General features: G+C 58.3%; 28 protein-coding genes. 16 read left to right on the top strand and 12 right to left on the bottom strand.

All coding sequences use genetic code 11. The features are described 5' to 3' along the window. Positions 1–12: 12 nt before the first annotated feature. Together AC3WVQ_RS34935 and AC3WVQ_RS34930 are read right to left on the bottom strand one after the other, a co-directional pair. A complete protein-coding gene (locus AC3WVQ_RS34935) occupies positions 13–258 on the bottom strand; it encodes a hypothetical protein (RefSeq protein WP_090429262.1) in 246 nt (81 codons plus the stop codon). A 97-nt stretch (positions 259–355) separates the two neighbouring features. After that, positions 356–853, bottom strand: a complete 498-nt coding sequence (locus tag AC3WVQ_RS34930) for a TspO/MBR family protein (RefSeq protein ID WP_192445837.1) — start codon at positions 851–853, stop codon at positions 356–358. A 384-nt stretch (positions 854–1,237) separates the two neighbouring features. Here AC3WVQ_RS34930 and AC3WVQ_RS34925 point away from each other — a divergent pair, with 384 nt between their 5' ends. Beyond that, the gene (locus AC3WVQ_RS34925; RefSeq protein ID WP_034802194.1) at positions 1,238–1,795 is read left to right on the top strand and encodes a fasciclin domain-containing protein; all 558 of its coding nucleotides are present in this window, start codon (positions 1,238–1,240) and stop codon (positions 1,793–1,795) included. A 165-nt stretch (positions 1,796–1,960) separates the two neighbouring features. Here AC3WVQ_RS34925 and AC3WVQ_RS34920 read toward each other — a convergent pair whose 3' ends face one another. Then, positions 1,961–2,656: an SDR family oxidoreductase gene (locus tag AC3WVQ_RS34920; protein ID WP_192358846.1), complete on the bottom strand. Its 696-nt coding sequence runs from the start codon at positions 2,654–2,656 to the stop codon at positions 1,961–1,963. 486 nt (positions 2,657–3,142) lie between these two features. After that, positions 3,143–4,057, bottom strand: coding sequence for a MurR/RpiR family transcriptional regulator (locus tag AC3WVQ_RS34915; protein WP_060610907.1), 915 nt, complete (start codon positions 4,055–4,057; stop codon positions 3,143–3,145). Positions 4,058–4,123: 66 nt separating this feature from the next. On the opposite strand from AC3WVQ_RS34915, the gene AC3WVQ_RS34910 reads away from it, so the two are divergent. Genes AC3WVQ_RS34910 through AC3WVQ_RS34890 form a run of 5 tightly spaced genes read left to right on the top strand, consistent with a single transcriptional unit; the run spans position 4,124 to position 8,293 of the window. Continuing rightward, positions 4,124–4,900, top strand: coding sequence for a transporter substrate-binding domain-containing protein (locus AC3WVQ_RS34910; protein ID WP_063894997.1), 777 nt, complete (start codon positions 4,124–4,126; stop codon positions 4,898–4,900). Positions 4,901–4,954: 54 nt separating this feature from the next. Next, positions 4,955–5,644, top strand: a complete 690-nt coding sequence (locus AC3WVQ_RS34905) for an ABC transporter permease (RefSeq protein ID WP_192445836.1) — start codon at positions 4,955–4,957, stop codon at positions 5,642–5,644. Then, the gene (locus tag AC3WVQ_RS34900; protein ID WP_063894996.1) at positions 5,641–6,384 is read left to right on the top strand and encodes an ABC transporter permease; all 744 of its coding nucleotides are present in this window, start codon (positions 5,641–5,643) and stop codon (positions 6,382–6,384) included. Before AC3WVQ_RS34905 ends, AC3WVQ_RS34900 begins: the two co-directional genes overlap by 4 nt. Beyond that, positions 6,381–7,499: a succinylglutamate desuccinylase/aspartoacylase family protein gene (locus tag AC3WVQ_RS34895; protein ID WP_192445835.1), complete on the top strand. Its 1,119-nt coding sequence runs from the start codon at positions 6,381–6,383 to the stop codon at positions 7,497–7,499. Before AC3WVQ_RS34900 ends, AC3WVQ_RS34895 begins: the two co-directional genes overlap by 4 nt. 23 nt (positions 7,500–7,522) lie before the next feature. Continuing rightward, positions 7,523–8,293, top strand: coding sequence for an ABC transporter ATP-binding protein (locus tag AC3WVQ_RS34890; protein WP_082566486.1), 771 nt, complete (start codon positions 7,523–7,525; stop codon positions 8,291–8,293). Between the two features lie 34 nt (positions 8,294–8,327). On the opposite strand, the gene AC3WVQ_RS34885 is transcribed toward AC3WVQ_RS34890, so the two are convergent. Genes AC3WVQ_RS34885 through AC3WVQ_RS34875 form a run of 3 tightly spaced genes read right to left on the bottom strand, consistent with a single transcriptional unit; the run spans position 8,328 to position 10,127 of the window. Further along, positions 8,328–8,732, bottom strand: a complete 405-nt coding sequence (locus AC3WVQ_RS34885) for a DUF2177 family protein (RefSeq protein ID WP_034802206.1) — start codon at positions 8,730–8,732, stop codon at positions 8,328–8,330. A gap of 13 nt (positions 8,733–8,745) precedes the next feature. Continuing rightward, positions 8,746–9,417 carry a ChrR family anti-sigma-E factor gene (locus AC3WVQ_RS34880; protein ID WP_112977451.1) on the bottom strand — a complete coding sequence of 224 codons (672 nt, stop codon included), beginning with the start codon at positions 9,415–9,417 and terminating at the stop codon, positions 8,746–8,748. After that, positions 9,414–10,127, bottom strand: a complete 714-nt coding sequence (locus AC3WVQ_RS34875; RefSeq protein WP_348646845.1) for a sigma-70 family RNA polymerase sigma factor — start codon at positions 10,125–10,127, stop codon at positions 9,414–9,416. Before AC3WVQ_RS34875 ends, AC3WVQ_RS34880 begins: the two co-directional genes overlap by 4 nt. 89 nt (positions 10,128–10,216) lie before the next feature. Between AC3WVQ_RS34875 and AC3WVQ_RS34870 the strand changes: the two genes are divergently transcribed. The 3 genes from AC3WVQ_RS34870 to AC3WVQ_RS34860 are packed head-to-tail and all read left to right on the top strand — an operon-like array spanning position 10,217 to position 13,586. Further along, the gene (locus tag AC3WVQ_RS34870) at positions 10,217–11,575 is read left to right on the top strand and encodes an NAD(P)/FAD-dependent oxidoreductase (protein ID WP_192445834.1); all 1,359 of its coding nucleotides are present in this window, start codon (positions 10,217–10,219) and stop codon (positions 11,573–11,575) included. Beyond that, complete coding sequence (locus tag AC3WVQ_RS34865; RefSeq protein ID WP_326494167.1) at positions 11,512–12,372, top strand: DUF1365 domain-containing protein; 861 nt, start codon at positions 11,512–11,514, stop codon at positions 12,370–12,372. Before AC3WVQ_RS34870 ends, AC3WVQ_RS34865 begins: the two co-directional genes overlap by 64 nt. Further along, a complete protein-coding gene (locus AC3WVQ_RS34860) occupies positions 12,369–13,586 on the top strand; it encodes an SAM-dependent methyltransferase (protein ID WP_034802214.1) in 1,218 nt (405 codons plus the stop codon). The genes AC3WVQ_RS34865 and AC3WVQ_RS34860 overlap by 4 nt, the downstream gene beginning before the upstream one ends. A 6-nt stretch (positions 13,587–13,592) precedes the next feature. On the opposite strand, the gene AC3WVQ_RS34855 is transcribed toward AC3WVQ_RS34860, so the two are convergent. From AC3WVQ_RS34855 to AC3WVQ_RS34840, 4 genes are all read right to left on the bottom strand, one after another. After that, positions 13,593–14,399, bottom strand: a complete 807-nt coding sequence (locus tag AC3WVQ_RS34855) for an SDR family NAD(P)-dependent oxidoreductase (RefSeq protein ID WP_192445832.1) — start codon at positions 14,397–14,399, stop codon at positions 13,593–13,595. 71 nt (positions 14,400–14,470) lie between these two features. Continuing rightward, positions 14,471–15,799: an MFS transporter gene (locus tag AC3WVQ_RS34850; protein ID WP_192445831.1), complete on the bottom strand. Its 1,329-nt coding sequence runs from the start codon at positions 15,797–15,799 to the stop codon at positions 14,471–14,473. 3 nt (positions 15,800–15,802) lie between these two features. Further along, a complete protein-coding gene (locus AC3WVQ_RS34845; RefSeq protein WP_034802220.1) occupies positions 15,803–16,306 on the bottom strand; it encodes a DUF3833 family protein in 504 nt (167 codons plus the stop codon). Between the two features lie 66 nt (positions 16,307–16,372). Beyond that, positions 16,373–16,762, bottom strand: coding sequence for a hypothetical protein (locus AC3WVQ_RS34840; RefSeq protein WP_034802223.1), 390 nt, complete (start codon positions 16,760–16,762; stop codon positions 16,373–16,375). Between the two features lie 466 nt (positions 16,763–17,228). Between AC3WVQ_RS34840 and AC3WVQ_RS34835 the strand changes: the two genes are divergently transcribed. Then, positions 17,229–17,996 (top strand): alpha/beta fold hydrolase, encoded by a 768-nt coding sequence (locus tag AC3WVQ_RS34835; protein ID WP_034802225.1) that lies wholly within the window; start codon positions 17,229–17,231, stop codon positions 17,994–17,996. 261 nt (positions 17,997–18,257) lie between these two features. Here AC3WVQ_RS34835 and AC3WVQ_RS34830 read toward each other — a convergent pair whose 3' ends face one another. Further along, the gene (locus AC3WVQ_RS34830) at positions 18,258–19,157 is read right to left on the bottom strand and encodes a LysR family transcriptional regulator (protein WP_034802228.1); all 900 of its coding nucleotides are present in this window, start codon (positions 19,155–19,157) and stop codon (positions 18,258–18,260) included. A 116-nt stretch (positions 19,158–19,273) separates the two neighbouring features. Here AC3WVQ_RS34830 and AC3WVQ_RS34825 point away from each other — a divergent pair, with 116 nt between their 5' ends. The 6 genes from AC3WVQ_RS34825 (at position 19,274) to AC3WVQ_RS34800 (ending at position 25,603) form a co-directional block, all read left to right on the top strand. Continuing rightward, entirely contained in the window at positions 19,274–20,206 is a 933-nt protein-coding gene (locus AC3WVQ_RS34825) for a VOC family protein (RefSeq protein ID WP_034802231.1), read from the top strand. Between the two features lie 134 nt (positions 20,207–20,340). Next, positions 20,341–21,030 carry a hydrolase gene (locus AC3WVQ_RS34820; RefSeq protein WP_060520945.1) on the top strand — a complete coding sequence of 230 codons (690 nt, stop codon included), beginning with the start codon at positions 20,341–20,343 and terminating at the stop codon, positions 21,028–21,030. Between the two features lie 71 nt (positions 21,031–21,101). Further along, a complete protein-coding gene (locus tag AC3WVQ_RS34815; RefSeq protein WP_192358838.1) occupies positions 21,102–21,365 on the top strand; it encodes a XapX domain-containing protein in 264 nt (87 codons plus the stop codon). 2 nt (positions 21,366–21,367) lie between these two features. Next, on the top strand, positions 21,368–23,350 hold the full coding sequence (locus AC3WVQ_RS34810; RefSeq protein ID WP_492383545.1) for an amidohydrolase: 1,983 nt from the start codon (positions 21,368–21,370) through the stop codon (positions 23,348–23,350). Positions 23,351–23,570: 220 nt separating this feature from the next. After that, positions 23,571–24,008 carry a DoxX family protein gene (locus AC3WVQ_RS34805; protein ID WP_113294287.1) on the top strand — a complete coding sequence of 146 codons (438 nt, stop codon included), beginning with the start codon at positions 23,571–23,573 and terminating at the stop codon, positions 24,006–24,008. Continuing rightward, positions 24,005–25,603, top strand: coding sequence for an MFS transporter (locus AC3WVQ_RS34800; RefSeq protein WP_029742665.1), 1,599 nt, complete (start codon positions 24,005–24,007; stop codon positions 25,601–25,603). Before AC3WVQ_RS34805 ends, AC3WVQ_RS34800 begins: the two co-directional genes overlap by 4 nt. Positions 25,604–25,649 lie beyond the last annotated feature (46 nt).

Below are 25,649 nucleotides of genomic sequence, written 5' to 3'. Positions count from 1 at the left end.
GGCACCCCAAATTCATTCGGATTGCCTTTGCAGACGTCCAAGCAGCAAGGCGATGTCTTCCTGGATGTCCAGGCATATTTCGCGATACCGTCTAAGGTCTTGCTCAGGAGACTGTTTCCTCAAAAGTTCGTCGACCCTCATCGCGGCAAGCGCGTAGGTCTCGAAAAGAAGATCGAATTGCTCGCCGTCCAGAGCGCCTAGCTGTTCACGATGACGAGGCAACGCAAGGGCGACGCGGGCTCTCCCGATCTTAGCCAAAGATGTCTTCATGGAGCTAGCGGCCGAGCACATTTGAGCTGTCCAGAGCGTTGCATGCGTCAAAGCGAGAACACCTATTGCCTTCGCGCCAACGCCATCAATTGAGGAACCAGATCGCGAAATTCAGTACAGCCGCAAAGGAGACCCACGCTGCGAGCGGCAAGAGGCAAAGTGCCGCTTTCTTGTCGAGGCGCCAGGCCTGCGCGATCGTTGCGAGGATAAACCCGATTTGCACGATGATGTTCACCAGACCGGCGACCGGACTTTGCATGGCGAAGAACATCCAGGACCACAACGCATTGAGGGCGAGCTGAACGTAAAATAGCGCCAGTGCCGTCAGCCTGCCCGGCGTCCTGGCAGGGAGGATCAAGAGCCGCCAGGCAGCGTAAGCCATGAGGATGTAAAGCGTTGTCCAGACCGGAGCAAACACCCAGTTCGCAGGATTAAAACTCGGCTTCTCCAGCGCTGAATACCAGCGTTCGAGGTTTGGATAGGTCGCCAATTGTCCTAACATGGATGTCGCGGCGACCGGTACAATCGCAAGTGCCAGCGCACGGACCCATCTTCTTTTGTCAGTGGAAGTTCGTTGCAACATTCTACTACCCCCTAATGCGGTGGCCAACGCTGACCAGACCTGTCTCATTCGGTGAGGACTGCCAGATCCGCTGGCGGCGCTGGCGAGCGGTTGCCGTCGAAGCGCGAGCCGACGGCTGACTTTTCTTCCTTTACGTACGACCTTGCTGATTGGATCAGCGAATTGAAGTTGGGATCTTACGCGGCCCGGCGAGCCCAATCCCGTTCTCACGCATTCACTGAAGCAGCGGTCCAACATTGGGTCGGTTTCCCGCAGCGTCGGTCATATCGGACGCGACGGTGATCCAGTTTGGTAAAGACGGCGTATTGATGGTGCTGGACAACGTCTGGCGAACATCGGTTGGGAACGCCCGCATGGTGCGGGCCAGCAAGGAGGAATGCACGAATGAAACGGTCCCTAAGACGTACCGCCGCGATCGCGTCTATCTTCGCTCTCGTAGCCTTCGCTGCTAATGCCGACAACCCCATGGTCGGTGGAGCGGCCATGTCCGAAAGCAAAAACATCGTGGAAAACGCAGCAAATTCGAAGGACCACACGACACTCGTTGCAGCAGTGAAAGCCGCCGGTCTCGTGGATACGCTGTCCGGTGATGGCCCGTTCACCGTGTTTGCGCCGACGAACGCAGCTTTCGATGCCTTGCCTGCCGGCACTGTCGACACACTCCTGAAACCCGAGAACAAAGAAAAGCTCGCCAAAGTGCTGACTTGTCATGTCGTGGCTGCCAATGCGCTTTCCGATGCGGTCGGCAAGATGATTGCCGATGACGGAGGGAACCATTCAGTCAAGACCGTGGGCGGTTGCACGCTTTCGGCAAAGATGGATGGCGACAAGATCACACTCACTGACGAAACGGGTGGCATTGCCACTGTAACGATCGCCGACGTCAAGCAGTCAAACGGTGTCATTCATGTGATCGACAAAGTGCTGCTTCCGAAAGCGTAGTAAAACATAAGAACGGGTCGTGGTTGACCACATGCGTTTGCCGCCGGCTAGGTCGGCGGCAAACTGGCAACATCGGTCCCTGCGCCGTTCACCGTCAAACGATGGCAACGCTTGAAATACCGGACGTTTTCGCCGTGGACTAAAGATCTAGGTGCTGTACAATGCTCACCACTCAACGGGCAGGCCATCATAGTCGAAGAACCCTCCGGTGTTTTCCGGCGTCAACCGATCAATAACCCGGAGCATTGCACATGCGCTCTCACTGGGATCCAACCGGCGGTGGCGAGTGGAGTAATCTGCCGTCATTTTTGTCGCGACCGTTCCTGGGTGGAGTGCGACGACCACCGCGCGCGGATGGGTGCGGCTCAATTCTACGGAAGCTGTGCGGACGATCTGGTTGAGCGCAGCCTTCGACGCGCGGTAGGAAATCCAGCCCCCCAGGCGATTGTCTCCGATCGACCCGACCCGGGCAGACAGGAAGGCGATTATGCCGCGGTCGTTGCGGACGAGCTTCGGCGCGAAGTGTTTGAGAACGAGTGCCGGTCCAATCGCGTTCAGCGCGAATTGCCGCATCATCACATCTGGGTCGACTTGCTTGAGTGATTTTTCAGGACCCACGCCGTCGACAACAAGTCCGCCGGTCGCACAAAAAACAAGATGCAGCCCATCTACAGTCTCCGCTGCTACTGCTGCGACACTCTCTTCGTCTGTGATATCGAAGGAATTGTCCCTACGCGAGAGCGTTACAAGCTGCAGGCAATTGGGATCGGACCGGAGTTCGCCGGCGATTGCGGATCCGATGCCGCCGCTGGCTCCTAAAACAACCGCGCGGTATCCTTTAGCAAGTGACGTAAGCGGCATCTTTCAATCCTCCTCTAAACACCAAGACCCTCGTCCAGACGTTACGCTGGCGCTTTGCCGATACTCATTTCTCCGGTCCTGCGTCATGCGCCGTCAGGTGGCGTAGGGGTGTTGAAGTCTTCGGTTTGCCGAAAGCTCTTGGTCGCCAAAATAAAGATCAGTCTGCGACAGCATTTCATGGGGGAACACCGTTTGAAAACCCAAGAGCGTTTACGAGGGGAACGGCTCGTTGGATTATCGCATAGCGTGGCCGCGAAGGTTTTTCGGCGCAGCAGAGGGAGTTCGGCCCCTATAGAGGACTCACGCTTAGCATCGCCAAAAGTTTCCTTAGGCGACGGATATGCCCTGTCCAGCGGACGCGACGGGAGAGAGGGCGTATTTGATAGGACAACGACGCGTGAGTGGATCCTCGGCAAGTTGACCTGTGAGCGAGAGCACCGATGGCTACCCTTCGATCCTTCGTGGCCTTAAGGGATGGTGGGCTCGTCAATCGCCTTCGGTCAGGTATGACGAAATAGCCTTTGCAAGCTGCTCTGCTCGCCTGACATTGTCAGGATCCGCCAGCATGAAGTCGGACGCCAGGGCTTCGATGATTGCCATGGCCGGGACGTTTGTGGCCGAAAGAACCGGGTGTCTGGATGGCGCGAGAAGCAATCGGTCGGCGAACTGAGCCAGCGGAGCGGCTGGAGAATCCGTTATGGCGACAATTTTCGCCTTTTTGTCACGCGCAAATCTGACGATCTCGACAACATCCCTGGAATACCTGGGAAAAGATATTGCAACCAGTACGTCGCCTTCTCCAATCGACATCGCACGCGCGGCAGCGGACTCCGTTCCTCCGTATTGAGCGACATTTATAACTTCGTCCCGATAAGGTTGCAGCGAAAGGACCAGCATTGCCGCGAGGTGCGCAGAAAGGCCAAAGCCTATCACGAATACCCTTCGAGCCGCTCTTATGTCACCGCAAGCAACGCGTATGTATTCGGCGGTCTGCGGGCTCTTGAGCGCGTCAATGTTGGAGCCCGTCACCTCGATGCTGAGTTCAACACCCTGGCTACGTTTATCGAGGTCTCTTATCGAGGCATCGAGCTTGGCGACAGGCGCTATCAATTCGCTCACCATAGCGGCTATGGACGATCGAAACTCCGAAAAGCCCGCCAATCCGAGGTCTCGAACAAAACGGCTGACGCTTGAAGCCGAAGTTCCCGTTGCGGAAGCGAGTTCCTCGATGCCGTGCGTTGCTACGAACATCGGGTCCCGGAGCACAAAACCGGACAGTGCCCGCTGCGAAGCCGATCCCTGCCGCAGCAGTCTGCTGAGTTCGAGACCTAAAGCAGAGGTGGCGAAGCGTCGATCGGCTTCTGCGTTCCAGGTGAGGGATGTCTGAAAATTTTCTTTCATTTGTTGACTCTATGAAAATATCCTGCCATTGAGAAGTCAGCTTAGCTGATTTTGGGAGGAAATCGCATGCGAATGAAATTTCTCGCGTCAATCGTTGCCACAACGATGCTCGCCGGTACTGCGTTTGCGGAGGATCTTCGCATAGGCGTGGAAGGAAACTATCCGCCCTTCTCAGTAGTTGCGCCCGATGGAACGCTCTCGGGCTTTGATATCGACATCGCAAATGCGATCTGTGCGAAGATGAACAAGAACTGCGTGATGGTGCAGCAGGAATGGGATGGGATGATCCCGGCGCTCAATGCCAAGAAGTTCGATATCATCGTGGCTTCGATGACGATCAACGAAAAGCGCAAGAAGGTCGTCGACTTTTCCAACCCTTACTATGACGTCCCGTCGCGATGGGTGGCGCGCAAGGGTGACTACAAGAGCTGGTCGCCGGAAGAGCTAAAGGGCAAGACGATCATCGTCCTGCGCAACTCTCCGCGTGCCGAGTATGTTGCCAAGAACTACCCTGACAGCACCGTTTTGGCGGTGGACAAGGAGCCGGCCGTCTACCTGGAGCTGGCGGCGGGTCGCGGCGACATCGCCTTCGGATCGTCGGTGGTTTCGGCCGAATCTTTCCTGAAGAAGCCCGAAGGAAAGGACTTTGAGCAAGTTGGCGACACCCTCTTCTTGGGCGAGGACGCCGACGGCGGCGTCGGCATCGCTGTGCGTAAGTCAGATGGCGCTCTGCGCGAGGAAGTAAATGCCGCTCTGTCTTCCATCATGAGCGACGGTACTTACAAGCAAATGTCGGGCAAATACTTCGACTTCGACGTCACGCCGCAATCGGCAAAGAAGTAGTTCTTTTCCCGCGATCGGCGCCTGGGCGGCGCCGGTCGCAAGGGGTGCTGTTCCATGTTCCAAGGTTATCTACCGATGATTCTGGGGGGGCTCCGTGTGACCCTCAGCGTGGCGTCGGTCTCACTGGCGATCGCCTGTGTTATCGGCCTGATTGGCGCGTCCGCAAAGATCTACGGCGGGAAAGCGGCAAGATTGTCGGCTGCCGCGTACACGACGACGGTGCGCGCTTTGCCGGATTTGCTTGTTATGCTCGTCGTCTTTTACGGCGGCCAGATCCTGCTCAATTCCATCTCCGAAACCTATGGGTGGGGTTATCTCGATGTCGATCCCTACATAGCCGGCGTTAGCACAATCGGCTTTGTATTTGGAGCTTACCTGACCGAGACGTTCAGGGGAGCGATCCTGAGCGTGCCGGCGGGGCAAATCGAGGCTGGCTTTGCATACGGTCTTTCCCGCTGGCAGGTGGCCTTCTACATTCTGCTGCCGCAGATGATACGGCATGCCGTGCCCGGCCTGACGAATACGTGGCTGGTCATGTTGAAAGCGACAGCGCTGGTTTCGATCATCGGGCTCGACGATATGGTCCACCGGGCCGGGCTTGCGTCTGCGGCGACGCGGGAGCCATTTACCTTCTACGCGCTTATCGGCCTCATCTATCTCGCGGTCACCACATTTTCGGTTCTCCTCTTCGGAGCGCTTGAGAAGCTTTCTTCACGCGGCGTTCGCAGCGGAGGTGCTGCATGATCGACTGGGAAATCGTTGCCGATAACCTGCCGGCATTTGCGGGCGGTCTGGTAAACACTTTGATCCTGTTGGCAACCGTCGTCGTCAGCGGTTTTGCGGTCTCGGTGCCACTGGCGCTCGTGCGCTCGATGCGGTCGCCCCATTTTTCTCGCGCGGTATGGCTGTTCACCTACGTCATCCGCGGCACGCCGCTTCTTGTTCAGCTGTTTGTCATTTACTACGGAATGGCTCAGTTCGAATTCGTGCGCAGCAGCGCGATATGGCCGCTATTCCGCTCTCCCTGGTTTTGCGCGTGGCTTGCGCTGACGATCAACACTGTCGCCTATACGACCGAGATATTCGCCGGCGCGATCCGAACCACGGCGCCTGGGGAAATCGAAGCGGCACGTTCGATCGGCCTGAGCCGCGCGGCGGTTCTCAGGTACGTGATCTGGCCATCGGCCTGGCGTCGCGCACTGCCGCAATACGGCAACGAGGTGGTAATGATGATGCATGCCACCGCCCTTGCGAGCACGGTGACGATTGTCGAGGTGATGCGGGTCGCGCGCGACGTCTACACCAATTATCTCGTGCTGGCGGAATCCTTCGGCGTCGCCGCCGCAATTTATCTGTGTCTGACCATCGGTCTCACCACTTTTTTCCGCTGGCTCGAGACGCACTTTTTGCGGCATCTCTCCCGCTCGGACGCTCCGAACGCCAGAGAGAAGCCAGCCGAGCATCTCAACCCGAAAGTTGCATGATGAAAGAGACAATCTTTGATATCGAAGGTCAGGGACCCGGCACGCGGCATAGCTTGAAATGTGTCGAATTCGGGCGGCACGCAGACACGCCACTCGTCTATATCCAAGGTGGTCTCCATGCCGACGAGGCTCCCGGCATCATTGTTGCGCATGCGCTTTGCGAGACGTTGGCGGAGCTTGAGGCGGCCGACGCGATCTTCGGCTGCGTCCGGGTCGTTCCGGTTGCCAATCCGGTCGGGCTGTCTCAGTTTTCCCTTGGTCAGCAGGAAGGCCGTTTCGATCTTTATGACGGACGGAACTTCAATCGGCATTATCCGGATTTCGGACCCAAGCTGTCCGCCCGGCTTCCCAACCGCTTGGGCACAGACGCCAGCGCTAACGCGGCCGTCATCCGCGCCGAGTTGATGGCCCTGGTTGAGGAATGGCACGTCGTCACCCCCTCGGACAACGTTCGAAAATGCCTCATGAAACTTGCGATTGATGCCGATTATGTGCTGGATCTCCATTGTGATGGAGAGGCTGAGGTTCATCTCTACACGCAACCGCATTTCGCACGGATATTCTCGTCGCTTGCGACGCGTCTTCACGCCCGAGCGGTGCTGCTTGCTGAGATCTCAGGACTCAATCCGTTCGACGAGGCCCTCGTGCGCCCATGGTTGGACCTGGCAAGATCGCTGCCCGACGCGAACATCCCGCTTGGCTGCGCTTCGACCACCGTTGAGTTGCGCGGTCGTAGCGATGTGGATCGGCGACGCGCCCGGAGCGACGCCGAGGCGATCGTCGAGTTCCTACGCGATCTAGGGGTCGTCAAGGGTTCGGCCGCGCAGGCGCCGGCCAAGCTGTGCGAGCCCACCCCGCTCGCAGGTTCAGAAGCTGTCATTTCACCGTCTGCGGGGGTCGTGAGCTACGCACTCGACCTTGGCCATCATGTAAGGGCTGGTGATGTGATAGCGGAGATCATCGACCCGCTTTCAGGAACGGTGACGGCCGTGAAGGCGCAGACATCAGGCGTGTTCTACGCACGCGCTGACAGCCGCATCGCCGAGCGCGGTAAACGCCTTGGCAAGATCGCCGGCAACGATGTGTTCCGCAACGGTCCACTTTTAAGCCCATGAGCGCCAAGGCGCGGAGACAGACTATGACAGCGATGCTCGAAGTGACCAACATCCGAAAGAGGTTCGGCTCCGTTGAGGTGCTCAAAGGCATCTCGCTCAGCGCGAGGCGCGGAGATGTGATTTCCATGATCGGCGCGTCCGGCTCGGGAAAAAGCACGTTCTTGCGATGCCTCAATTTCCTGGAGCACCCGTGTGAGGGCAGCTATCGGTTTCAGGGAGAAAAACTTGACCTGAGAAAGGCGTCGAGCGGAGACCTGACGGTACATGACCCCAAGAAGCTCGCTTCGATGCGCTCGCGTTTATCAATGGTCTTTCAGCAATTTAACCTGTGGAGCCACATGACGGCGAGGGAGAACGTGATGCTGGGGCCGATGCGCGTACAGGGGATAAGCCGCGCTGAGGCAGCTGAACGAGCCGACGCATACTTGGCAAAGGTTGGCGTGTCGCACCGCCGCGATGCCTTTCCGGCATTTCTCTCGGGCGGAGAACAGCAGCGAGTTGCGATCGCCCGGGCGCTCGCGATGGAACCGGAGATCATGCTTTTCGACGAGCCGACCTCGGCGCTTGATCCGGAGCTTGTCGGCGAAGTGCTTCGGGTCATGCGGGGATTGGCCGAGGAGGGAAGGACCATGATCGTCGTCACCCACGAAATGGCATTTGCCCGCGACGTTGGCAATCATGTCATCTTTCTCAGCCAGGGTGTGATCGAGGAACAGGGCGATCCACGCGACGTTCTGAGCAATCCGAGTTCCGAACGTCTTCAAAGCTTTCTTTCTTCGCGGCACACGAATTGAGCGGCCCCTGGCCGCTTCAATCTCCGAGTTGGGGTCAAATCAGCTTTTGTACGGCCGAAACGGAAAAATATCCGGCGAGAGCGGACGCCGTGGTGATGAAGACACCCCACACCATGTCCACCAAGCTTACCTCCAACGACCACCCCTTGATCGTTGCCAGATTTGTCATGTCGTAGGTGCCGAAAGCGACAAGGCCGAGCAGAGCTCCCGATACCAGTGCTGTCGTCCAACGTCCGGAGCTGAGCGCAGGTATGACGGCAAAATATGAAACACCGGTTACATAAATGACGTAAAATGCAGCGGCGGCAATGAGATTTGGATGCTCGAGCAGAAGCTCTCCAATTCGGCTGCGATAGAATTTCGACGACCCGGTCAGCCACAAAAAGTCCAAGCCGAGAAAGACGATCGCTGTCGCCACGTAGGATATCGCGTAGGTCATCCGTCGCCTCCGATCAGATCCGAAGGACAGGTTGAAGCAAACGCATAAACCAGCTCCGGAACCTGAGCGGCGCGTCGGTTACCGCTAGACAGATACAATCTTGCTCAGGCGTTGCCAGGGGCTGGTGTTCAACGCTCGGGTCTGCCTCCTCTATATCTCCTCGGGCGAACAAGAGTTCTCCGTCATTGAAGCTTCCGCTGAGCACGAGCGTCAATTCGCGACCTCCATGGCTGTGTTCCGGCACGGGTTTTCCGGCCGGTATGCGAAGCAGACGGGCCGTTGTCGACCGATCGGCCAGCTTGATCGGAATGTGATAGGCGCCACGTCCCAGAGACTTCCATTCCAGCTCCGCCAGATCTCCTCCAAGATAGGATCGCAACGGTTCCGGGATGGTTGGCGGCGAAACGACTTGCACTACCCTCGCAGGTTGCTTCGACGAGACGCTTGGGGGAGATTCCGCGGTTCGTAGGCGCTCTTTCAACCGATCGAAAGACGAGATTTCTATTGGCATCGGCTCCATGCTCTCGAGCAGCTCTCCGGCCGTATTCTCCATCAAAGTCAGTCTTGTCCGGCAGTTGGGGCACAACGCAAGATGCGTTGCAACAGCAAGCCGCCAACCCTCTTCAAGCGTGCCGGATGCATATCCCACCAGCAATTCGTCGCTCACATGATGACGGATATTCATTCTCCGTCCTCCAGCGCAGCCCGAAGCCTCGCAAAGGCAAGTCGGATTCTCGACTTCACCGTTCCGAGCGGCAGGTTCAGCTTGGTGGCAATCGCACTGTGAGAGCAATCGTCGAAGAACGAAAGCGTCAGCAATTGGATCTGTTCCTGAGGCAAGTCCTTCATGGCGTCCTTCAACCGGGTCGCATCCTGGCGTTCCGCCAGCTCGTTCTCCGCGCTTTTGGCATCGTCTGCCACAAATGCGGGGTCATTGACGTCGAAATCCGGCCTCCGGTTCTTGCGGTAGGCGTCAATACGAAGGTTGCGGGCAATCGTGAAGATCCACGTACCTGCGTTACCGCGTGTCGCTTCGAACTGGCCTGCCTTGTTCCAAACGGTGATCATCACTTCCTGCATCAATTCCTCGGCGATGTTTGGATCACGCGTAAGGCGCGCCATATAGGCCTTTACGCGCGGAGCGTAATAGCGAAACAGCGCCTCGAAAGATTCAATATCTCGCTTGCGACCGACTGCCTCGAGCAGAGAGCAGGCTTCATCTTTAGTCAGTTCCCCGGCCGGCTCTACCATGCGTCCACGCTTCTTCTGCCTCCCAAGGTCGATCAGCGGCTCATGCCCAGATCGAACAAATGGGATATCTGGAACAGCGGTAGCGGAAATCGCAAGAATTGTCTCCATGGCACCGATTACGATGCCTTCTGCTTCTTGGATCATTGTTGTCCAAAATTTTTCAAGGTGATCAATCCGATCGGGAGATTTTTTCGTAGTGCGTTCGTAATTGTTCGTCAAATTGAGGGGATAACATGCGGTTTGATCGGGGTATGAGGGGTGAATTCGGGCAACGGCGTGTCGCTGTGATTGGCGCCGGTATCTCGGGAATGTCCGCGGCTTGGCTACTCGGTAAAAGCTTAGAGGTCGTTCTTTACGAAGCCGGCGACAAACCTGGCGGTCATGCCAACACCGTCCTCGCGCCGACGGCTGTTGGACCGGTTCCGGTCGATACCGGGTTCATCGTGTACAACGATCGCAACTATCCCAACCTTGTAGCGCTGTTTGACCACCTTGACGTCCCGACCCAAGCTTCCAATATGTCGTTCTCCGCTTCATTGGATGGCGGGGCATTCGAATACTCGGGCTCTGGATTGACAGGCTTGTTCGCTCAACCGTTAAACGCACTTCGTCCGCGCTTCTGGAGAATATTGTCAGACATTTTGCGCTTCTATCGAGAAGCTCCCAAAGCTCTTAATCGGCTAAATCTCGCTAGCAAGACGCTGGGGGAGTATCTCGACGAGAATGGCTACAGCAATGCCTTTGTTACCGATCATCTCCTTCCCATGGGCGCTGCGATCTGGTCCACAACGACCAAACGCATGCGTGATTATCCGCTGCATGCCTTCATTCGATTCTGCGACAGTCATGGTTTGCTTGCATTGACGGACAGACCTCGTTGGCGAACCGTAACCGGCGGAAGCCGAGAATATGTCAGCAGGCTGATGTCGGACTATTGCGGCGAGCTTCGGACAAGCAGGGCAGTCCGGGAAATCCGCCGCGAGGTGGGGACGGTGGTCATAACAGATCGTGATGGCAATCGTGACACTTTCACGGATGTGGTCATCGCGACTCACGCCGATCTAGCGCTGGCGATGCTTGCCGAGCCTGACGCACGTGAAAGAGAGCTGTTGTCCGCGATCAGCTACACAAGCAATAAGGCGGTTCTGCACTCAGATACCTCATTGATGCCCAGGCGGCGAAACGTGTGGTCGAGCTGGAACTACATTGGCGCGTCGGATGATTGTGGTGAGCGCCAGCTTTGTGTGACCTACTGGATGAACCGATTGCAAGGGATCGATCCGGCGACGCCGCTTTTTGTGACGCTGAACCCGCATCAAAAGATAGCCAGTGAGCGGATAATCGCGACATTCGATTATGACCATCCCCTGTTTGATCAGCGAGCGTTGGCGTCTCAAAAGGAGCTTTGGGATCTCCAAGGACGCGGCGGTGTCTGGTTTTGCGGGGCCTACTTCGGCAGCGGATTTCACGAAGACGGACTGCAGTCCGGGCTTGCGGTTGCCGAGGCCATCTCCGGCGAGCGGCGTCCATGGACGGTCCGCGACGATTCTGGCAGGCTCCCCTGCGAGATCGGTTACGCGGCGGCTCAATGATGTCGAGGTCGGCTCTTTACAGCGGCCAGGTGTGCCACGTTCGGTTTAGACCCCGCCGGCATAGGCTTTCCTACAGGGTCTTTTCGCTGCTCCTCGATCTGGACGAGTTGGCTTCGCTGGACAGCAAGTTGCGCCTGTTCGGCCATAATCGCTTTGCTCTGTTCAGTTTTCGCGACAGCGATCACGGGGATGGTGAAGTAGGCGCGCTACGCAGTTGGGTCGAACGGCAGCTTTCCGAGGCCGGGGTGGACGTGAAGCAGCTGCGTATCCGTGTGCTATGTTATCCCCGCATACTCGGCTACGTTTTCAACCCTTTGACGGTCTTTTACTGTGAGGCAAGCGATGGCCAAGTCCGGGCCGTTCTCTATGAGGTCTGCAACACATTCCACGAACGCCATACCTATGTCATTCCGGTGAGCGACGACGAGGGCGGAGCGATCCGGCAGTCGTGCGTCAAAGAACTTTACGTTTCTCCGTTTGTACCCATGGATTGCCGCTATGAGTTCAACCTCAGGCCGCCGGGGGAAACCGTGTTCGTCGGCATAACCGAAAACGATTGTGACGGGCGACTTCTCACGGCTGTATTTTCCGGAGAAAGGGAAGAGATCTCGGATAAGAGGCTTTTTCTAACCTTCCTGAAACACCCCATGATGACAGTAAAAGTAATGGGTGCGATCCATTGGGAGGCGCTCAAGATCTGGCTAAAGGGCATGCCCGTGCATCGTCATCGACCGGCGGACCTGCGGGTCGCCACAACGATTGTCTCCCGTTTCGAACAGAAAGACACCTTGGCATGAGCGAGCTTGATCAGGGTGCGGCATTTTCAATATCGTCGGGCCGCCCGCTGTGGCAAAGAATAGTATGCGGTTGGCTTGCCCGTATCAAACGCGGGCAGTTGCGCGCGGAGTTCCCCTGTGGGGCAGTGCATTTGGTCAAAGGCGACGTCCCCGGTCCGACTGCAGCGATCGTCTTTACGAACTCAAGAGCGGTCTGGCGTATGCTCACGAGCGGCAGCCTCGGGTTTGCTCGATCCTATCTTGATGGCGACTGGGAGACGCCAGACCTGGGAACGCTTATGGATTTGGCGCTTGCCAACGAAGAGACCCTCAAGCCAGCGCTCGCCTCTCGCCCGCTAATAAGCCGCCTCGCTTACCTCCGGCATCTGTTCAGACGAAACTCCCGTGCCGGGAGCCGCCGAAATATCGCGTTCCATTACGACCTCGGGAACGATTTCTACCGCGCATGGCTCGATGAGACGATGACGTACTCTGCCGCCATCTTTGAGCGGCAAGGGCAGTCACTCGGTGAAGCCCAACAAGCCAAGTACGACAGGATCCTGAGTGAGCTGCGAATCGGTCCGCAAGATCATGTTCTTGAGATCGGTTGCGGCTGGGGCGGGTTTATGGAGTACGCGGCCTCGCGCACGGGGTGTCGCATTACCGGGCTGACTTTGTCGAAGGAGCAGGCCGACTTTGCGAGAGCTCGGCTGGCAAACAAGGGATTGTCTCCGTTGGCCCAGGTGCGGCTGCAAGACTATAGGGATTGTGAAGGACGTTTCACCAAGATCGTCTCAATAGAGATGTTCGAAGCCGTGGGAGAGGAGAATTGGCCGGTTTACTTTGAGAAGCTGCGGACGAACCTCGCTCCTGATGGACAAGCGCTGATCCAGGTCATCACGATCGACGAGAGGCGGTATGAGCGGTATCGGCAAAACGCCGATTTCATTCAAACCTATGTATTTCCCGGTGGCATGCTGCCTTCTGCGGCAGTCTTCAGGCAGGAGGCTGTCACTTCCGGCCTACGGGTGCGGGATGCATTTTCTTTCGGCCGTGACTACGAGAAAACCCTGCTCTTGTGGGAAGGTGCTTTCCTCAAAAGTTGGCACAAGATTGAATCCGCTGCATTCGACGAACGGTTCAAGCGCTTGTGGCGCTACTACCTTCACTACTGCGCCGCCGGCTTTCGCAACGGGACCATCGATGTCTACCAGTTCCGGCTCGAACCAACGTGACGGAGGTCAGGTCTGCTCCTCACGCAACATGCGGCGCGTCAAGGCGAACCTCAGGCTTGGAGGAAGCGCCTTCAATAGCTTCAAGACCACTTTCATCCTCCACGGGAATGCGATCTCGAACTTACCCCGCTCAAGCCCGCGCATGATGTATTCCGCCGCACTTTCCGAAGAGATCAGGAAAGGCATTGGAAAGTCATTCTGACGCGTCAAAGGCGTATCGACAAATCCTGGATTGATAATTGTCATCTGAACGCCTTGCCGTTCAAGTTCGGGATAAAGGGCTTCGCACATGTTGATCAAGGCGGCTTTGGTCGCGCCGTAGCCCGCGGCACCAGGAAGACCGGTGTAGCCTGCCACAGATGCCATGACGGCAATCCGTCCCGACCGGCGCGTCGTCATCGCTGGCATGATCGCCTGCAAACAGTTCACGGTTCCCATGATGTTGAGCCCGACCATCTCTCCGATCGCCGCGGCGTCGAAGGTCGACAGGCTATCGCGCCGGTACGTTCCTGCGCCGAAGACCGCAAGGGAAATCGGACCCAGGCGCATTTCAATGTCGCGTACGGTGTTTTCTGCCGCTTCGCGGTCGGTCACATCGAGGGGAAAAGAATGGATTTTGTTCTCCAGTGATCGTGCGAGAGTATCGAGCTCCACCGAGTTGCGCGCGCTTACGGCGACCGTCCAGCCGTCAAGTGCCAAACGGAGTGCAAGCGATTTCCCGATGCCGGAGCTTGCGCCGGTAACCCACGCCACCTTTCGACGATCCGTCTCGTGCAAGGCGTGATTGTTGATTAAATCGCGACCGATAGTCATGGAAACCTACCTCAGTGGGCGATGGGGAAAACGTGTCATCAACCTGGCAGCCGTAGACGAGCGCAATACCGTCAAGTCCGGCCAATAAGCTCTCGTTGGGCCACACGATCGATCGGAAAGCCCCACATGAGCCCGATTGCTGCGAGCTTCGGGACGATTGGTGCCCAGGCGTAAAGCAACGAAAGACCCTTGAGAGCGTCGGGCGACGAACGATCTTGAGCCGGGTCGAAGCCAATCAGACTGAGCATGGGAAACGTCACCCCGACTGCTGTCGCCAGAGAGAGCTTCGTGGCAAGTGCCCACGCCGCGAAATACATGCCGGAACGCTGAGAGCCTGAGACTGCTGTGTCGTTGTCGATTACGTCTGCCTGCATGGATGGAGGCAAAACAAGGTCGAAGGCGAGCAGAAGACCGGTGCACACGCATATCGCACCAAAGGCGACCAGGTCTCCGTCGCCGAGAAATCCTGATACCGCAAAGATCGAGCACGTCACCAGCATAGCGCCGCTCCAGGCCTTGTGCTTGCTCCAGCGCCTTGCGGCCTTTACTGCGAGCGGTACGCCAAGAACTGCGCATGCGAAATAGAGTAGGAGAAACGGGCCGCGCCATTCCGCAGCTCCCAGACGCCCTGAGACAAAGTAAAGAAACAAAGTCGCTGGGATTGCGTTTGCAAATCCATTCAAAAGAAAAGCGGCGATGAGACGCAGGAACGGCCGGTTCTTCGACATGAAAACCAGGCTTTGCATCAGGCCAAACTCCCGCGTCGACCGATTGACGGGTTCGGGGACGAAAACGAAAGCCATAAGCCCTGTGAGCGGAAGCAAGACCGCGACAAGAACGGCTACCGCCTTCAGCCCATCGGCGTTATTTGCCCCAGCCGTCCCAACAGCGAAGGGGAGGCTGATGGCCGATAAAGTCCCGATAAGCGTCGCGCCTTCGCGGAAAGCTGCAACGCGTGTTCGCTCGGCATAGTCGGTTGAAAGTTCTGCCCCCCAGGCAGTGTAGGGCAGAGAGGACCAGGTAAAGCCAAGTGACAAAAGGCCACCCCATATAAGCAGATAACCGAGCCCGATTGTTTGAGGCGGCCAAAAAAGCATGAACGCGGCGACCGCGGTTAGCGGAATTGACGCAAGAAAAAAGCCACGCCGGCGACCGCCAACGCCATTCCACCGGTCGGCAAGCCAGCCGAATATCGGATCACTCGCTGCATCAAGAAGACGAATGGCAAAAAGTGCACCGCCGACGGCCGCGACCGGTAGTCCCATGACTTCGGAGTAAAACGTCGGAACGATGACGAAAAGCGGCAGCGCAAGCGCCGCCAATGGGAACGCTGGAAGCGCATAGAGGATGAGTGTCGAAGGGTGTGACCTGGATGCTCGTCTGCTAGACACTTTCCACATCAGTCACTGTCTCCTGAATTCGACACGCGTCCAGGCAACCGGCAATCCGAATTTCGTCACATAGGCGGTATTGAGGACACGACCGTCATTGTTCAATGTCATGGTGTCGTGAAAGCGAACTTTGTTCTTGCGGTTTTTTGAGTCGAGGAAGACCAGATAGCTGAAGCGCGCGACATTATCTTTAATCCGCACCTGCGTCTCTCCAATCACGTCCTCGCGCGTACCCCTGTATCTGCCGGGTCCATCCTTTATGAACCGCCACGTCTTGCGATCTCGACTGCCGTCATCGAACCTGAAATCTTCCCTGAGCGTCAGGGTGCGGCCGTCCCATTTTCCGACCAACTGGACTTCGAATGTCCTTTTAACCCCGGTGATGCTTTGAAAGCTTCCCTCGGCGCTCGACCTGCCTGTAAAGAAGCTTTCAAGCGAAAAGGACCCGGCGGCCGCTGGCGCAACCAATGCAAGGTTCATGGCGAGGACCGTAAGAAAAACGCTGAAGATGCGCATGCATTTCCTCCGTCAAATCGATTGCGCGGCATAAGCTTCAATTCGCGGCCTCCTTTCGCTGCCACATCAAAGCTCGGGACCTATTCGGGCGATACCGGTCTTTCCGTCGTTCCGGATCCACTTCAGCTTTTTCTGTTCGACCCGGTAGAGCTCAAAACACATCGGGCGACCGTCGTACCAGGTGCGAAACTGCTGGCAGAGACGGTCAGACTGTATCCACCAAGTGCCGGTGTCTTTGGGTTTGACGAACCGGCCGAGGCCCAAAGCTTCGCCGTCACCGTCGACACTGCCACTTCTTCGATAGTTTAGCGGGAATTCCCCACCCAATGGAGCTTCAAGGAAGATGCGCCTGCCGACGATCTCTCCCTTGATCTCGTTTGCTCTGTATTGCTCCGCAGCGGCCTCTGACGGGACGGCTGCGCACACAGCTGCGATCGCTATTGCGGTTCGGAACATGGCTCGTTCGTTCGCTCCCGTTGTTTTTCGTCAGCCTGGATTACGAGAAGTGGGCGCGGTTGGATCAGTCCGGATGAGCCTTGTCGTGATTTCGATAAGCGCCACGATCCGCGCCTCATTCGTATTCGTATAAAAAACTGAAGCTACCGCAGATGCTCCATCGCGTGCCGGAGGCAGTCAGGCGACCCATTACAGCTGGAAGAAAAATACGCCGGTATATTGCCGCCGGAGATTGGAAAAGCTGAAGCAGCTGAAGGATGAGAATGCGCGGCCGGACCCTCGCAGTGGCGATCTGCGACGCAAAATAGCGCTCTGGCTTCGTTGCGCAAAAAAATTAGTCGCGCGCGATCTATTAGCGCGGTTGACATGTCTCTTTTGAGGCAATATAGATTGTGCACAAACTAATCGGGCGCGATAAAAACTCCCTCGTAGCCTGTATTGGACCGAAGCCACAAAGGATATCGTCATGTTTAAACTCGCTGCGACCGTTGCCTTAATCGCCGCTCTCCTGTCCGGCGGGGCTGTTGCCCAGCCCGCAAAGCCCACAGTCGTTCTCGTTCATGGCGCTTTCGCCGATGCGTCGAGCTGGAATGGTGTGACGAAGATCCTTCAGAAAAACGGGTTCACGGTCGTTGCCGCTGCCAATCCACTGCGCAGTGTCGCAGGCGATGCGGCCTATGTTTCAGACATCATCTCGAGCATCAAAGGATCCGTCGTCCTCGTTGGGCATTCCTACGGAGGCCAGGTGATCTCGACCGCGGCAAACGGCAAGGACAACGTCAAGTCGCTGGTCTACGTTGCAGCCTTCGCTCCGGAAGCTGGAGAAGCAGCTGCCGATCTCGCCGGTAAGTTCCCCGGGGGCACGCTTGGCCAAGCGCTCGCCGCCCCGGTAAAGCTGATAGGTGGCGGCGTCGATCTTTCCATCGACCAGGCGAAGTTTCACGACCAGTTCGCCCACGATGTTTCAATCGAGGATGCGGCACTGATGGCCGCCGGCCAGCGCCCGATCACCGAAGCTGCCTTGACGGAAAAGTCAGGTTCGCCCGCCTGGAAGACGCTGCCCTCCTATTTCATCTATGGGGACGGCGACAAGAACATCCCAGCGAAGGCACTCGGCTTCATGGCCGAACGGGCGGCCTCCAAGCACACTGTCGTAATCGAGGGTGCATCCCACGTTGTGATGGTGTCGCAGCCCCAAGCCGTCGCAGACGTGATCGAAGAGGCTGCGAAGTAGTCTCTGAAAACTCCAGTGACCAAAGCCGTCACCCGAGAGGGTGGCGGCTTTGCCGTGACGGGGCGGTTCAGCCATTGCGGCGGCGCCGACGGGCCGAGGCGTGTGCTAGCGCTTCAGTGACAGCATCGGCGAGGCCCTGCTGTTCGACGCCATCCTGCGGGCGAAGCGCCGGTGCTGACGCGCGCGAACCCTGCGTCAGAATGACTGAACGCCAATCGCTAACAGCCGCATCGGGTTGTAGCTCCGGATCCATTTCGCTCGTCAATCAAGCATGATCATGTGAGCCGGCAACTGTTCTTCGAAGAATTTCGAGAAGGTCGCTATGCGGGGCGGCAGCGCTTGATAAGGCGGATAGTATAGGGTCAGCCAAAGTTCCGGGGGCGACCAGCCTTGAAGGACATGGACGAGGCGACCGCTGCGGACTCGCTCCGCGATATGAAATCCCGGAAGCATGGCAACGCCCGCTCCATCGGCGGCCATGTCGGCAAGCACCTCGCCGCTGTTGGCGCTGAACGCCCTCCCGGCCGTGATGGTCGTGCTCGATCCGCCATCAGAAAGGTGCCAGGTCTCCCGCCTGCTTTCGCCGCTGTATGCAAGGCAGTCGTCCGGCGTCAACTCGCTCGGGTGGTCCATCTCGGTGAACCGGGTGCCCGGCGCCGCCACCAAAATTCTCGGCACGGCCCGGATCTTGCGCCATATCGTAAACTTGTCCGATGGCTGGGATGAGATGCGGATCGCGAGATCGTAGTCATCATCGACGATGTTGACCAAGCCGTCCGAGAGCGAGATTTCAAACGACATTTTTGGATAGAGTTCTCGAAAGCCGGACAGGATCGACGGTAGAACGGTTTTACCGAGCCAAGTCGGAGCGCTTATTCGCAAGCGACCCTGGTCCGCCTTATGAGCGTTTCTTACGTCGCGTCTGGCGCTTTCCAGCGCCTCTAGGGACGGCTGGATTTGCGCGGCAAAGACGGCGCCGTCCGTCGTCAGCGAAACCTGGCGCGTTGTCCGCACAAACAGCTGCACGCCGAGATCGTCTTCGAGCGCGGCGATCGCCCGCGTAACTGCGGCCGGCGTCATATCAAGCTCGCGTGCAACCTGCGCGAAGTTGCGCTTCTCAGCCGCCATAAGGAAGGTCTTCAGGGCTTTGTAGTCGTTCATCGCATTGTTTCAATTTTTGCAATTCATTCGAGATAAATATTGCAATTCTTTGCGCCAATCAACCCGGCTATAACCTTGTCTATCGACGGACAACGTCAACGGAAAGGGCACTGGCCATGATCAAGGATATCAAGGGACTGCATCACGTCACTTCGATGGCGTCGGACGCGCAAAAGAACAACAGGTTTTTCACCAACACGCTCGGCCTGCGCCGGGTGAAGAAGACGGTCAACTTCGACGAGCCCAGTGTCTACCACCTCTATTACGGTGATGAGTTGGGCACGCCCGGAACGGTCATGACCTACTTTCCCTTTCCCCATATAATGACCGGACGGCCCGGTGTCGGCGAAGTCGGCGAAACCCAGTTCTCTATCCCGAAAGGAACGCTTAGTTTCTGGAAGGAGCGCCTGGTTGCTCAAGGTGTCGGTGGCATGCAGGCTGAAACGGTCTTCGGCGCAGAGCGCTTGCGCTTCACAGGCCCTGATGGCGATGGCCTCGCTTTGGTCGAAACGGCTATCGACGGGCGGGCGCCATGGCTTGGTGAGGGTATCTCGGAGGACAACGCCATTCGCGGCTTTACCGGCGCCCGTTTCAATCTGCACGACACTGCTGCGACCGAGGAATTGCTGCGCTTTATGGGCTATGAGATTGCCGGAGTGGAAGGAGACGTCACGCGATTGATCCTTCCTGGTGGCAACGGTGCAGACACCATTGAACTGGCGGCCTTGCCGAAGACGCCATTCGCCCGTCAGGGGGCGGGTTCGGTCCACCATATCGCTTTTGCGGTCGAAAATCGGGAAAAGCAACTCGAAGTGCGCAAGGCCCTGATGGATACCGGCTACCAGGTAACCCCCGTCATCGACCGGGACTATTTCTGGGCGATCTATTTCCGGACACCCGGTGGTATCTTGTTCGAGATTGCAACGAACGAGCCCGGCTTCGACCGTGACGAGGACACCGCCCATCTCGGCGAGGCGTTGAAGCTTCCGAACCGTTACGAGCCTTTCCGCAACAAGATCGAGGCCGGTCTGGTTCCGCTTGCCGCTTAGAACCCGCCGAATCTGATACGCACGACTTAACCAACCGACAACCTTGAGCCGGCTACTCGCGCCAGCCGGCTCGTCTCCGAAACCCTTCTCATTTCAACCGTCGCACGCCGGCGACACCAAACGGAGTATTCCAGATGTCCAAGCTCGAAGTTCTGACCCCGCAAAACAGCCAGCTTATCTTTATCGACCAGCAGCCGCAGATGGCTTTCGGCGTGCAGTCGATCGATCGCCAGGCTCTGAAGAACAACGTCGTCGGCCTCGGAAGGGCTGCCAAGATCTTCAACATCCCGACGACGATCACCACTGTCGAAACCGAGTCCTTCTCCGGCCACACCTATCCTGAACTGCTCGCCGTGTTCCCGGAAAACGACATCCTTGAGCGCACTTCGATGAACTCCTGGGATGACCAGAACGTCCGTGATGCCCTGGCGAAGAACGCCGCCAACGGTCGCAAGAAGATCATCGTCTCGGGGCTCTGGACCGAGGTCTGCAACACCACCTTCGCGCTTTCAGCCCTCCATGATGTTCCGGACTACGAAATCTACATGGTCGCCGACGCGTCGGGCGGCACCTCGGCCGACGCCCACAAATATGCGATGGACCGCATGGTCCAGGTTGGCGTCATTCCGGTCACCTGGCAGCAGGTCCTGCTCGAATGGCAGCGCGATTGGGCTCGCAAGGAAACCTACGACGCCGTCACTTCGCTGGTGAAGGAGCACTCCGGTGCCTATGGCATGGGCATCGACTATGCCTACACCATGGTCCACAAGGCCGGCGAACGCGTCACCCACGGAAAGCGGATCGGCCCGAACCCGGTCAAGTGATGCAGTAGGCAGCCGCTCTGACCGGGTCGAACCGGTAAGGGCGGCAGCCTCAACAGGTGAGGATCACCCGCATGAAACTTTACCTCATGTCACTCGGCGCCGGACTTCTGGTCGGAATCGTCTACAGCCTCCTCAATGTCCGTTCGCCAGTCATTGCCCTTGTCGGCCTTCTTGGGATTCTGCTCGGCGAACAGATCGTCCCCTTTGCCAAGACCCTGTGGAGCAACGAGACGGCGGCAATCTCGTGGATCAACCAGGTCAAGCCGCACATGTTCGGCCACCTCCCGGGCGGACAGACAGCGGCTCGCAAAGTTAACGATCGCGAGAGTGTCTGATCATGCCGACAAGACGCTCGTTCCTCGGTGCCGCCTCGTCGCTGGCGCTGCCCGCTCTCTTCTCGTCGGCCCGCACCGCCGGCGCCCAACAGACCGGAGATACTTCGATGACGCCCGACCTGATCCTTCACAGCGGCCTCGTGACGACGCTCGACCGCGCCAATCCGACTGCCACTGCCGTTGCCGTCAAGGATGGCCTGATCCTCGCTGTCGGTGACGACAGGACGATCATGGCGCTGGCAGGCTCAGGCACAAAGACCATCGACCTCAAGGGCAAGCGCGTCCTGCCGGGCCTGAACGACAATCATACCCACGTCGTGCGTGGCGGCCTCAACTTCAACATGGAGCTGCGCTGGGACGGCGTGCGCTCGCTTGCCGATGCGATGGACATGCTGAAGCGGCAGGTGGCGATCACGCCGGCGCCGCAATGGGTGCGGGTCGTCGGCGGCTTCACCGAGCACCAGTTCGCCGAAAAGCGGTTGCCGACGATCGATGAGATCAACGCGGTCGCGCCCGATACGCCGGTGTTCCTGCTGCATCTCTATGACCGGGCGCTGCTCAATGCCGCGGCGCTCCGCGCCGTCGGCTACACCAGGGACACGCCGAACCCGCCGGGCGGCGAGATCACTCGCGATGCCAGCGGCAACCCGACGGGGCTGCTCTTGGCCAAGCCCAATGCCGGCATCCTCTATTCGACGCTCGCCAAGGGGCCGAAGCTGCCCTTCGATTACCAGGTCAACTCGACCCGTCATTTCATGCGCGAGCTCAACCGGCTCGGCGTCACCAGCGTCATCGACGCCGGCGGCGGCTTCCAGAACTACCCGGATGACTATGCCGTCATCCAGAAGCTCTCGGACGAGGGCCAGATGACGGTCCGCCTTGCCTACAACCTCTTCACCCAGAAGCCGAAGCAGGAGAAGGACGACTTCCTGAAATGGACGTCGTCGGTCAAGTACAAGCAGGGTAACGACTATTTCCGCCACAACGGTGCCGGCGAGATGCTGGTGTTTTCCGCCGCCGACTTCGAGGACTTCCGCGAGCCGCGCCCGGACATGCCGCCGGAGATGGAGGGCGAACTCGAAGAGGTCGTGCGCATTCTTGCGGAGAACCGCTGGCCCTGGCGACTGCATGCCACCTATGACGAGACGATCACCCGTGCGCTCGACGTCTTCGAGAAGGTCAACCAGGATATCCCGCTTGAGGGCATCAACTGGTTCTTCGACCATGCGGAGACGATCTCTGACCGCTCGATCGACCGGATCGCCGCCCTTGGCGGCGGCATCGCCGTGCAGCACCGCATGGCCTATCAGGGCGAGTACTTCGTCGAGCGCTACGGCCATGGTGTCGCTGAAGCGACGCCGCCGGTGGCCAAGATGCTGGCAAGGGGCGTCAACGTCTCCGCCGGCACCGATGCGACCCGCGTCGCATCCTACAACCCCTGGGTTTCGCTGTCGTGGATGGTGACCGGCAAGACTGTCGGCGGCCTGCAGCTCTACCCGCGCGCCAACTGCCTCGATCGCGAGACGGCGCTTCGGATGTGGACCGAGAAGGTGCAGTGGTTTTCAAACGAGGAAGGCAAGAAAGGCCGGATTGAGAAGGGGCAGTTCGCCGACCTCATCGTGCCGAACAAGGATTTTTTCAACTGCGCCGAGGACGAGATTTCCTTCCTCACGTCAGAGCTCACGATGGTCGGCGGCAAGATCGTCTATGCGGCCGGCGAATTTGCCTCTCACGACGAGAACAAGGTGCCGCCGGCAATGCCCGACTGGTCGCCGGTCCGCACCTTCGGCGGTTATGCCGCCTGGGGTGAGCCCGAGGGCGCCGGAAAGCGCTCGCTCCGGCGCACCGCGATCACGTCGTGCGGCTGCGCCAGCGATTGCGACGTCCATGGCCACGATCATGCCGGCGCCTGGACGTCGAAACTGCCGATCGCCGACCTTAAGGGTTTCTTCGGCGCGCTTGGATGCTCCTGCTGGGCGGTGTGAAGGCACGCAAATCATGCATGAACACCAAAACGGGCAGCTCGGTCGCTGCCCGTTTTGGTGTTTGGCTGGAGCACATGCAATGCGCTTCTATTGTTGCAAAAAATGCAATTAAATAGCAAATATTGATGCAATTGTTGGTAGGGAACTTCCCGGTCAATATCGCTCTATCAGACGAACCACATAGCCGGTTTCAGAAACAGCGACGATCGCAGGAGCAAAAATGATCCATCACCCGACCTCTTCAATCCGTGGGCATTTTGCCGAAGTCATCGCGGCTCCCGCAATGCGGACCGCGGCGCTGCTTGCCCTTTGCGCCGCCTACATTCAGGGGCCGCTTGCCAAGACCTTCGACTTTGATGGCGCGATCGCCGAGATGGCGCATTTCGGTCTTCATCCGCCGGCGTTCTTCGCGGTTGCTGTCATCGGCTTTGAGCTTGCGGCTTCGGCCATGGTGGTATCAGGCATCCTGCGTTGGGCTGGCGCGCTGTCACTCGCGGGGTTCACTCTTCTTGCAACCTTCATTGCCCTTCGCTTCTGGGAAATGGCACCGGGCATGGATCGCACGATGGCCGGCAATGCCTTCTTCGAGCATCTCGGCCTCGCCGGCGCATTCGTCATTGTCGCCGCAATCGATCTGACAAAAGGAGATCGCAAATGAGCGACAAAAAATCTGTCGGCGGAAGCTTCGCTCCCCTGGCTCAACCGGTTTTCGCGGTCCTTTGGACGGCCACAGTCCTGGGCAATACCGGCAGCTTCATGCGTGACGTTGCCAGCTCGTGGCTCATGACTGACCTGTCCGCTTCAACTGCCGCAGTTGCGATGGTGCAGGCGGCGGGAACCTTGCCTATTTTCCTGCTCGCCATCCCGGCCGGTGTGCTCACCGACATCCTCGATCGGCGCAAGTTCCTGATTGCTGTTCAGATCTTGCTTGCCTCCGTCAGTATCAGTTTGATGGTTCTGGCGCAGACCGGAATGCTCTCCGTCAGCGCACTGATCGGTCTGACCTTCCTCGGCGGCATCGGTGCCGCACTGATGGGGCCGACCTGGCAGGCGATCGTTCCAGAACTGGTCAAGCGAGAAGACGTCAAAAGCGCCGTGGCGCTGAACTCACTCGGGATCAATATCGCACGATCGATCGGCCCCGCGGCAGGCGGACTTTTGCTTGCCGCGTTTGGCGCAGGCGTCACCTATGGTGCCGACGTGGCCAGCTACATCATCGTCATCGCCGCGCTTCTCTGGTGGCCACGGGCAAAAAGCGCCAACGATGCGTTGTCTGAAAACTTCTTTGGCGCATTCCGTGCCGGTCTCCGCTACACCCGCGCCAGTCGTCCACTGCATGTCGTCCTGCTGCGTGCCGCGATCTTTTTTGCCTTTGCGAGCGCGGTCTGGGCACTTTTGCCGCTGGTCGCCCGCCAACTCCTGGGTGGGGACGCAAGCTTCTACGGCATTCTGCTCGGCGCTGTCGGTGCCGGTGCGATCGCAGGAGCATTGGTCATGCCGAAGCTGCGTGACCGGCTGAGCGCCGATGGACTGTTGCTCGGGGCGGCCGTTGTCACCGCGATCGTCATGGCCGTACTTTCGCTTTCCCTCCCGAAGTGGGTTGCCATCATCGCCCTTCTGTTCCTCGGTGGTGCATGGATCACCGCGCTGACAACCCTCAATGGCGCAGCACAGGCCGTTCTCCCCAACTGGGTGCGTGGTCGCGGTCTTGCGGTCTACCTCACCGTTTTCAACGGGGCGATGACCGCCGGCAGCCTTGGCTGGGGTGCAGTTGGCGAAGCAGCGGGTATCCAGGGGACGCTGCTGATCGGCGCTGCCGGACTGCTTGCCGCCGGCTTCATCATGCACCGACTGAAGCTGCCAGCCGGCGATGTGGATTTGGTGCCTTCGAACCATTGGCCGGAACCGCTTGTTGCCGAACCTGTCGCTCATGACCGTGGTCCCGTCCTGATCCTGATCGAGTACCAGGTCGAAAAACATCACCGCCGCGCCTTCCTCCATGCGCTCGACACGCTCTCCCAGGAACGTCGCCGCGATGGTGCCTATGGCTGGGGCGTGACCGAAGACTCCGCCGACCCGGAAAAGATGGTTGAGTGGTTCATGGTGGAATCCTGGGCGGAACACCTTCGCCAGCATCAGCGGGTTTCCAACGCCGACGCAGACTTGCAGGGCAAGGTTCTGACCTATCACAAAGGCCCGGAGAAGCCAGTGGTTCGACACTTCCTGAGCATCAATCGGCCTGGTCAGGCCTGATGTGACGACATCGGGGAGGGGAGCGCAATGCTCCCCTCGTGTTCGT

This window comes from Ensifer sp. EB106-05-01-XG146 (assembly GCF_058791875.1).
This window is presented reverse-complemented; position numbering and strand designations above follow the sequence as displayed.

Bases quoted from the DNA above. Each gene is read 5' to 3' on its own strand.
- AC3WVQ_RS34930 (WP_192445837.1), bottom strand. From the start codon at position 853: ATGTTGCAACGAACTTCCACTGACAAAAGAAGATGGGTCCGTGCGCTG.
- AC3WVQ_RS34925 (WP_034802194.1), top strand. From the start codon at position 1,238: ATGAAACGGTCCCTAAGACGTACCGCCGCGATCGCGTCTATCTTCGCT.
- AC3WVQ_RS34920 (WP_192358846.1), bottom strand. From the start codon at position 2,656: ATGCCGCTTACGTCACTTGCTAAAGGATACCGCGCGGTTGTTTTAGGA.
- AC3WVQ_RS34915 (WP_060610907.1), bottom strand. From the start codon at position 4,057: ATGAAAGAAAATTTTCAGACATCCCTCACCTGGAACGCAGAAGCCGAT.
- AC3WVQ_RS34910 (WP_063894997.1), top strand. From the start codon at position 4,124: ATGCGAATGAAATTTCTCGCGTCAATCGTTGCCACAACGATGCTCGCC.
- AC3WVQ_RS34905 (WP_192445836.1), top strand. From the start codon at position 4,955: ATGTTCCAAGGTTATCTACCGATGATTCTGGGGGGGCTCCGTGTGACC.
- AC3WVQ_RS34900 (WP_063894996.1), top strand. From the start codon at position 5,641: ATGATCGACTGGGAAATCGTTGCCGATAACCTGCCGGCATTTGCGGGC.
- AC3WVQ_RS34895 (WP_192445835.1), top strand. From the start codon at position 6,381: ATGATGAAAGAGACAATCTTTGATATCGAAGGTCAGGGACCCGGCACG.
- AC3WVQ_RS34890 (WP_082566486.1), top strand. From the start codon at position 7,523: ATGACAGCGATGCTCGAAGTGACCAACATCCGAAAGAGGTTCGGCTCC.
- AC3WVQ_RS34885 (WP_034802206.1), bottom strand. From the start codon at position 8,732: ATGACCTACGCGATATCCTACGTGGCGACAGCGATCGTCTTTCTCGGC.
- AC3WVQ_RS34880 (WP_112977451.1), bottom strand. From the start codon at position 9,417: ATGAATATCCGTCATCATGTGAGCGACGAATTGCTGGTGGGATATGCA.
- AC3WVQ_RS34875 (WP_348646845.1), bottom strand. From the start codon at position 10,127: ATGATCCAAGAAGCAGAAGGCATCGTAATCGGTGCCATGGAGACAATT.
- AC3WVQ_RS34870 (WP_192445834.1), top strand. From the start codon at position 10,217: ATGCGGTTTGATCGGGGTATGAGGGGTGAATTCGGGCAACGGCGTGTC.
- AC3WVQ_RS34865 (WP_326494167.1), top strand. From the start codon at position 11,512: ATGGACGGTCCGCGACGATTCTGGCAGGCTCCCCTGCGAGATCGGTTA.
- AC3WVQ_RS34860 (WP_034802214.1), top strand. From the start codon at position 12,369: ATGAGCGAGCTTGATCAGGGTGCGGCATTTTCAATATCGTCGGGCCGC.
- AC3WVQ_RS34855 (WP_192445832.1), bottom strand. From the start codon at position 14,399: ATGACTATCGGTCGCGATTTAATCAACAATCACGCCTTGCACGAGACG.
- AC3WVQ_RS34850 (WP_192445831.1), bottom strand. From the start codon at position 15,799: ATGTGGAAAGTGTCTAGCAGACGAGCATCCAGGTCACACCCTTCGACA.
- AC3WVQ_RS34845 (WP_034802220.1), bottom strand. From the start codon at position 16,306: ATGCGCATCTTCAGCGTTTTTCTTACGGTCCTCGCCATGAACCTTGCA.
- AC3WVQ_RS34840 (WP_034802223.1), bottom strand. From the start codon at position 16,762: ATGTTCCGAACCGCAATAGCGATCGCAGCTGTGTGCGCAGCCGTCCCG.
- AC3WVQ_RS34835 (WP_034802225.1), top strand. From the start codon at position 17,229: ATGTTTAAACTCGCTGCGACCGTTGCCTTAATCGCCGCTCTCCTGTCC.
- AC3WVQ_RS34830 (WP_034802228.1), bottom strand. From the start codon at position 19,157: ATGAACGACTACAAAGCCCTGAAGACCTTCCTTATGGCGGCTGAGAAG.
- AC3WVQ_RS34825 (WP_034802231.1), top strand. From the start codon at position 19,274: ATGATCAAGGATATCAAGGGACTGCATCACGTCACTTCGATGGCGTCG.
- AC3WVQ_RS34820 (WP_060520945.1), top strand. From the start codon at position 20,341: ATGTCCAAGCTCGAAGTTCTGACCCCGCAAAACAGCCAGCTTATCTTT.
- AC3WVQ_RS34815 (WP_192358838.1), top strand. From the start codon at position 21,102: ATGAAACTTTACCTCATGTCACTCGGCGCCGGACTTCTGGTCGGAATC.
- AC3WVQ_RS34810 (WP_492383545.1), top strand. From the start codon at position 21,368: ATGCCGACAAGACGCTCGTTCCTCGGTGCCGCCTCGTCGCTGGCGCTG.
- AC3WVQ_RS34805 (WP_113294287.1), top strand. From the start codon at position 23,571: ATGATCCATCACCCGACCTCTTCAATCCGTGGGCATTTTGCCGAAGTC.
- AC3WVQ_RS34800 (WP_029742665.1), top strand. From the start codon at position 24,005: ATGAGCGACAAAAAATCTGTCGGCGGAAGCTTCGCTCCCCTGGCTCAA.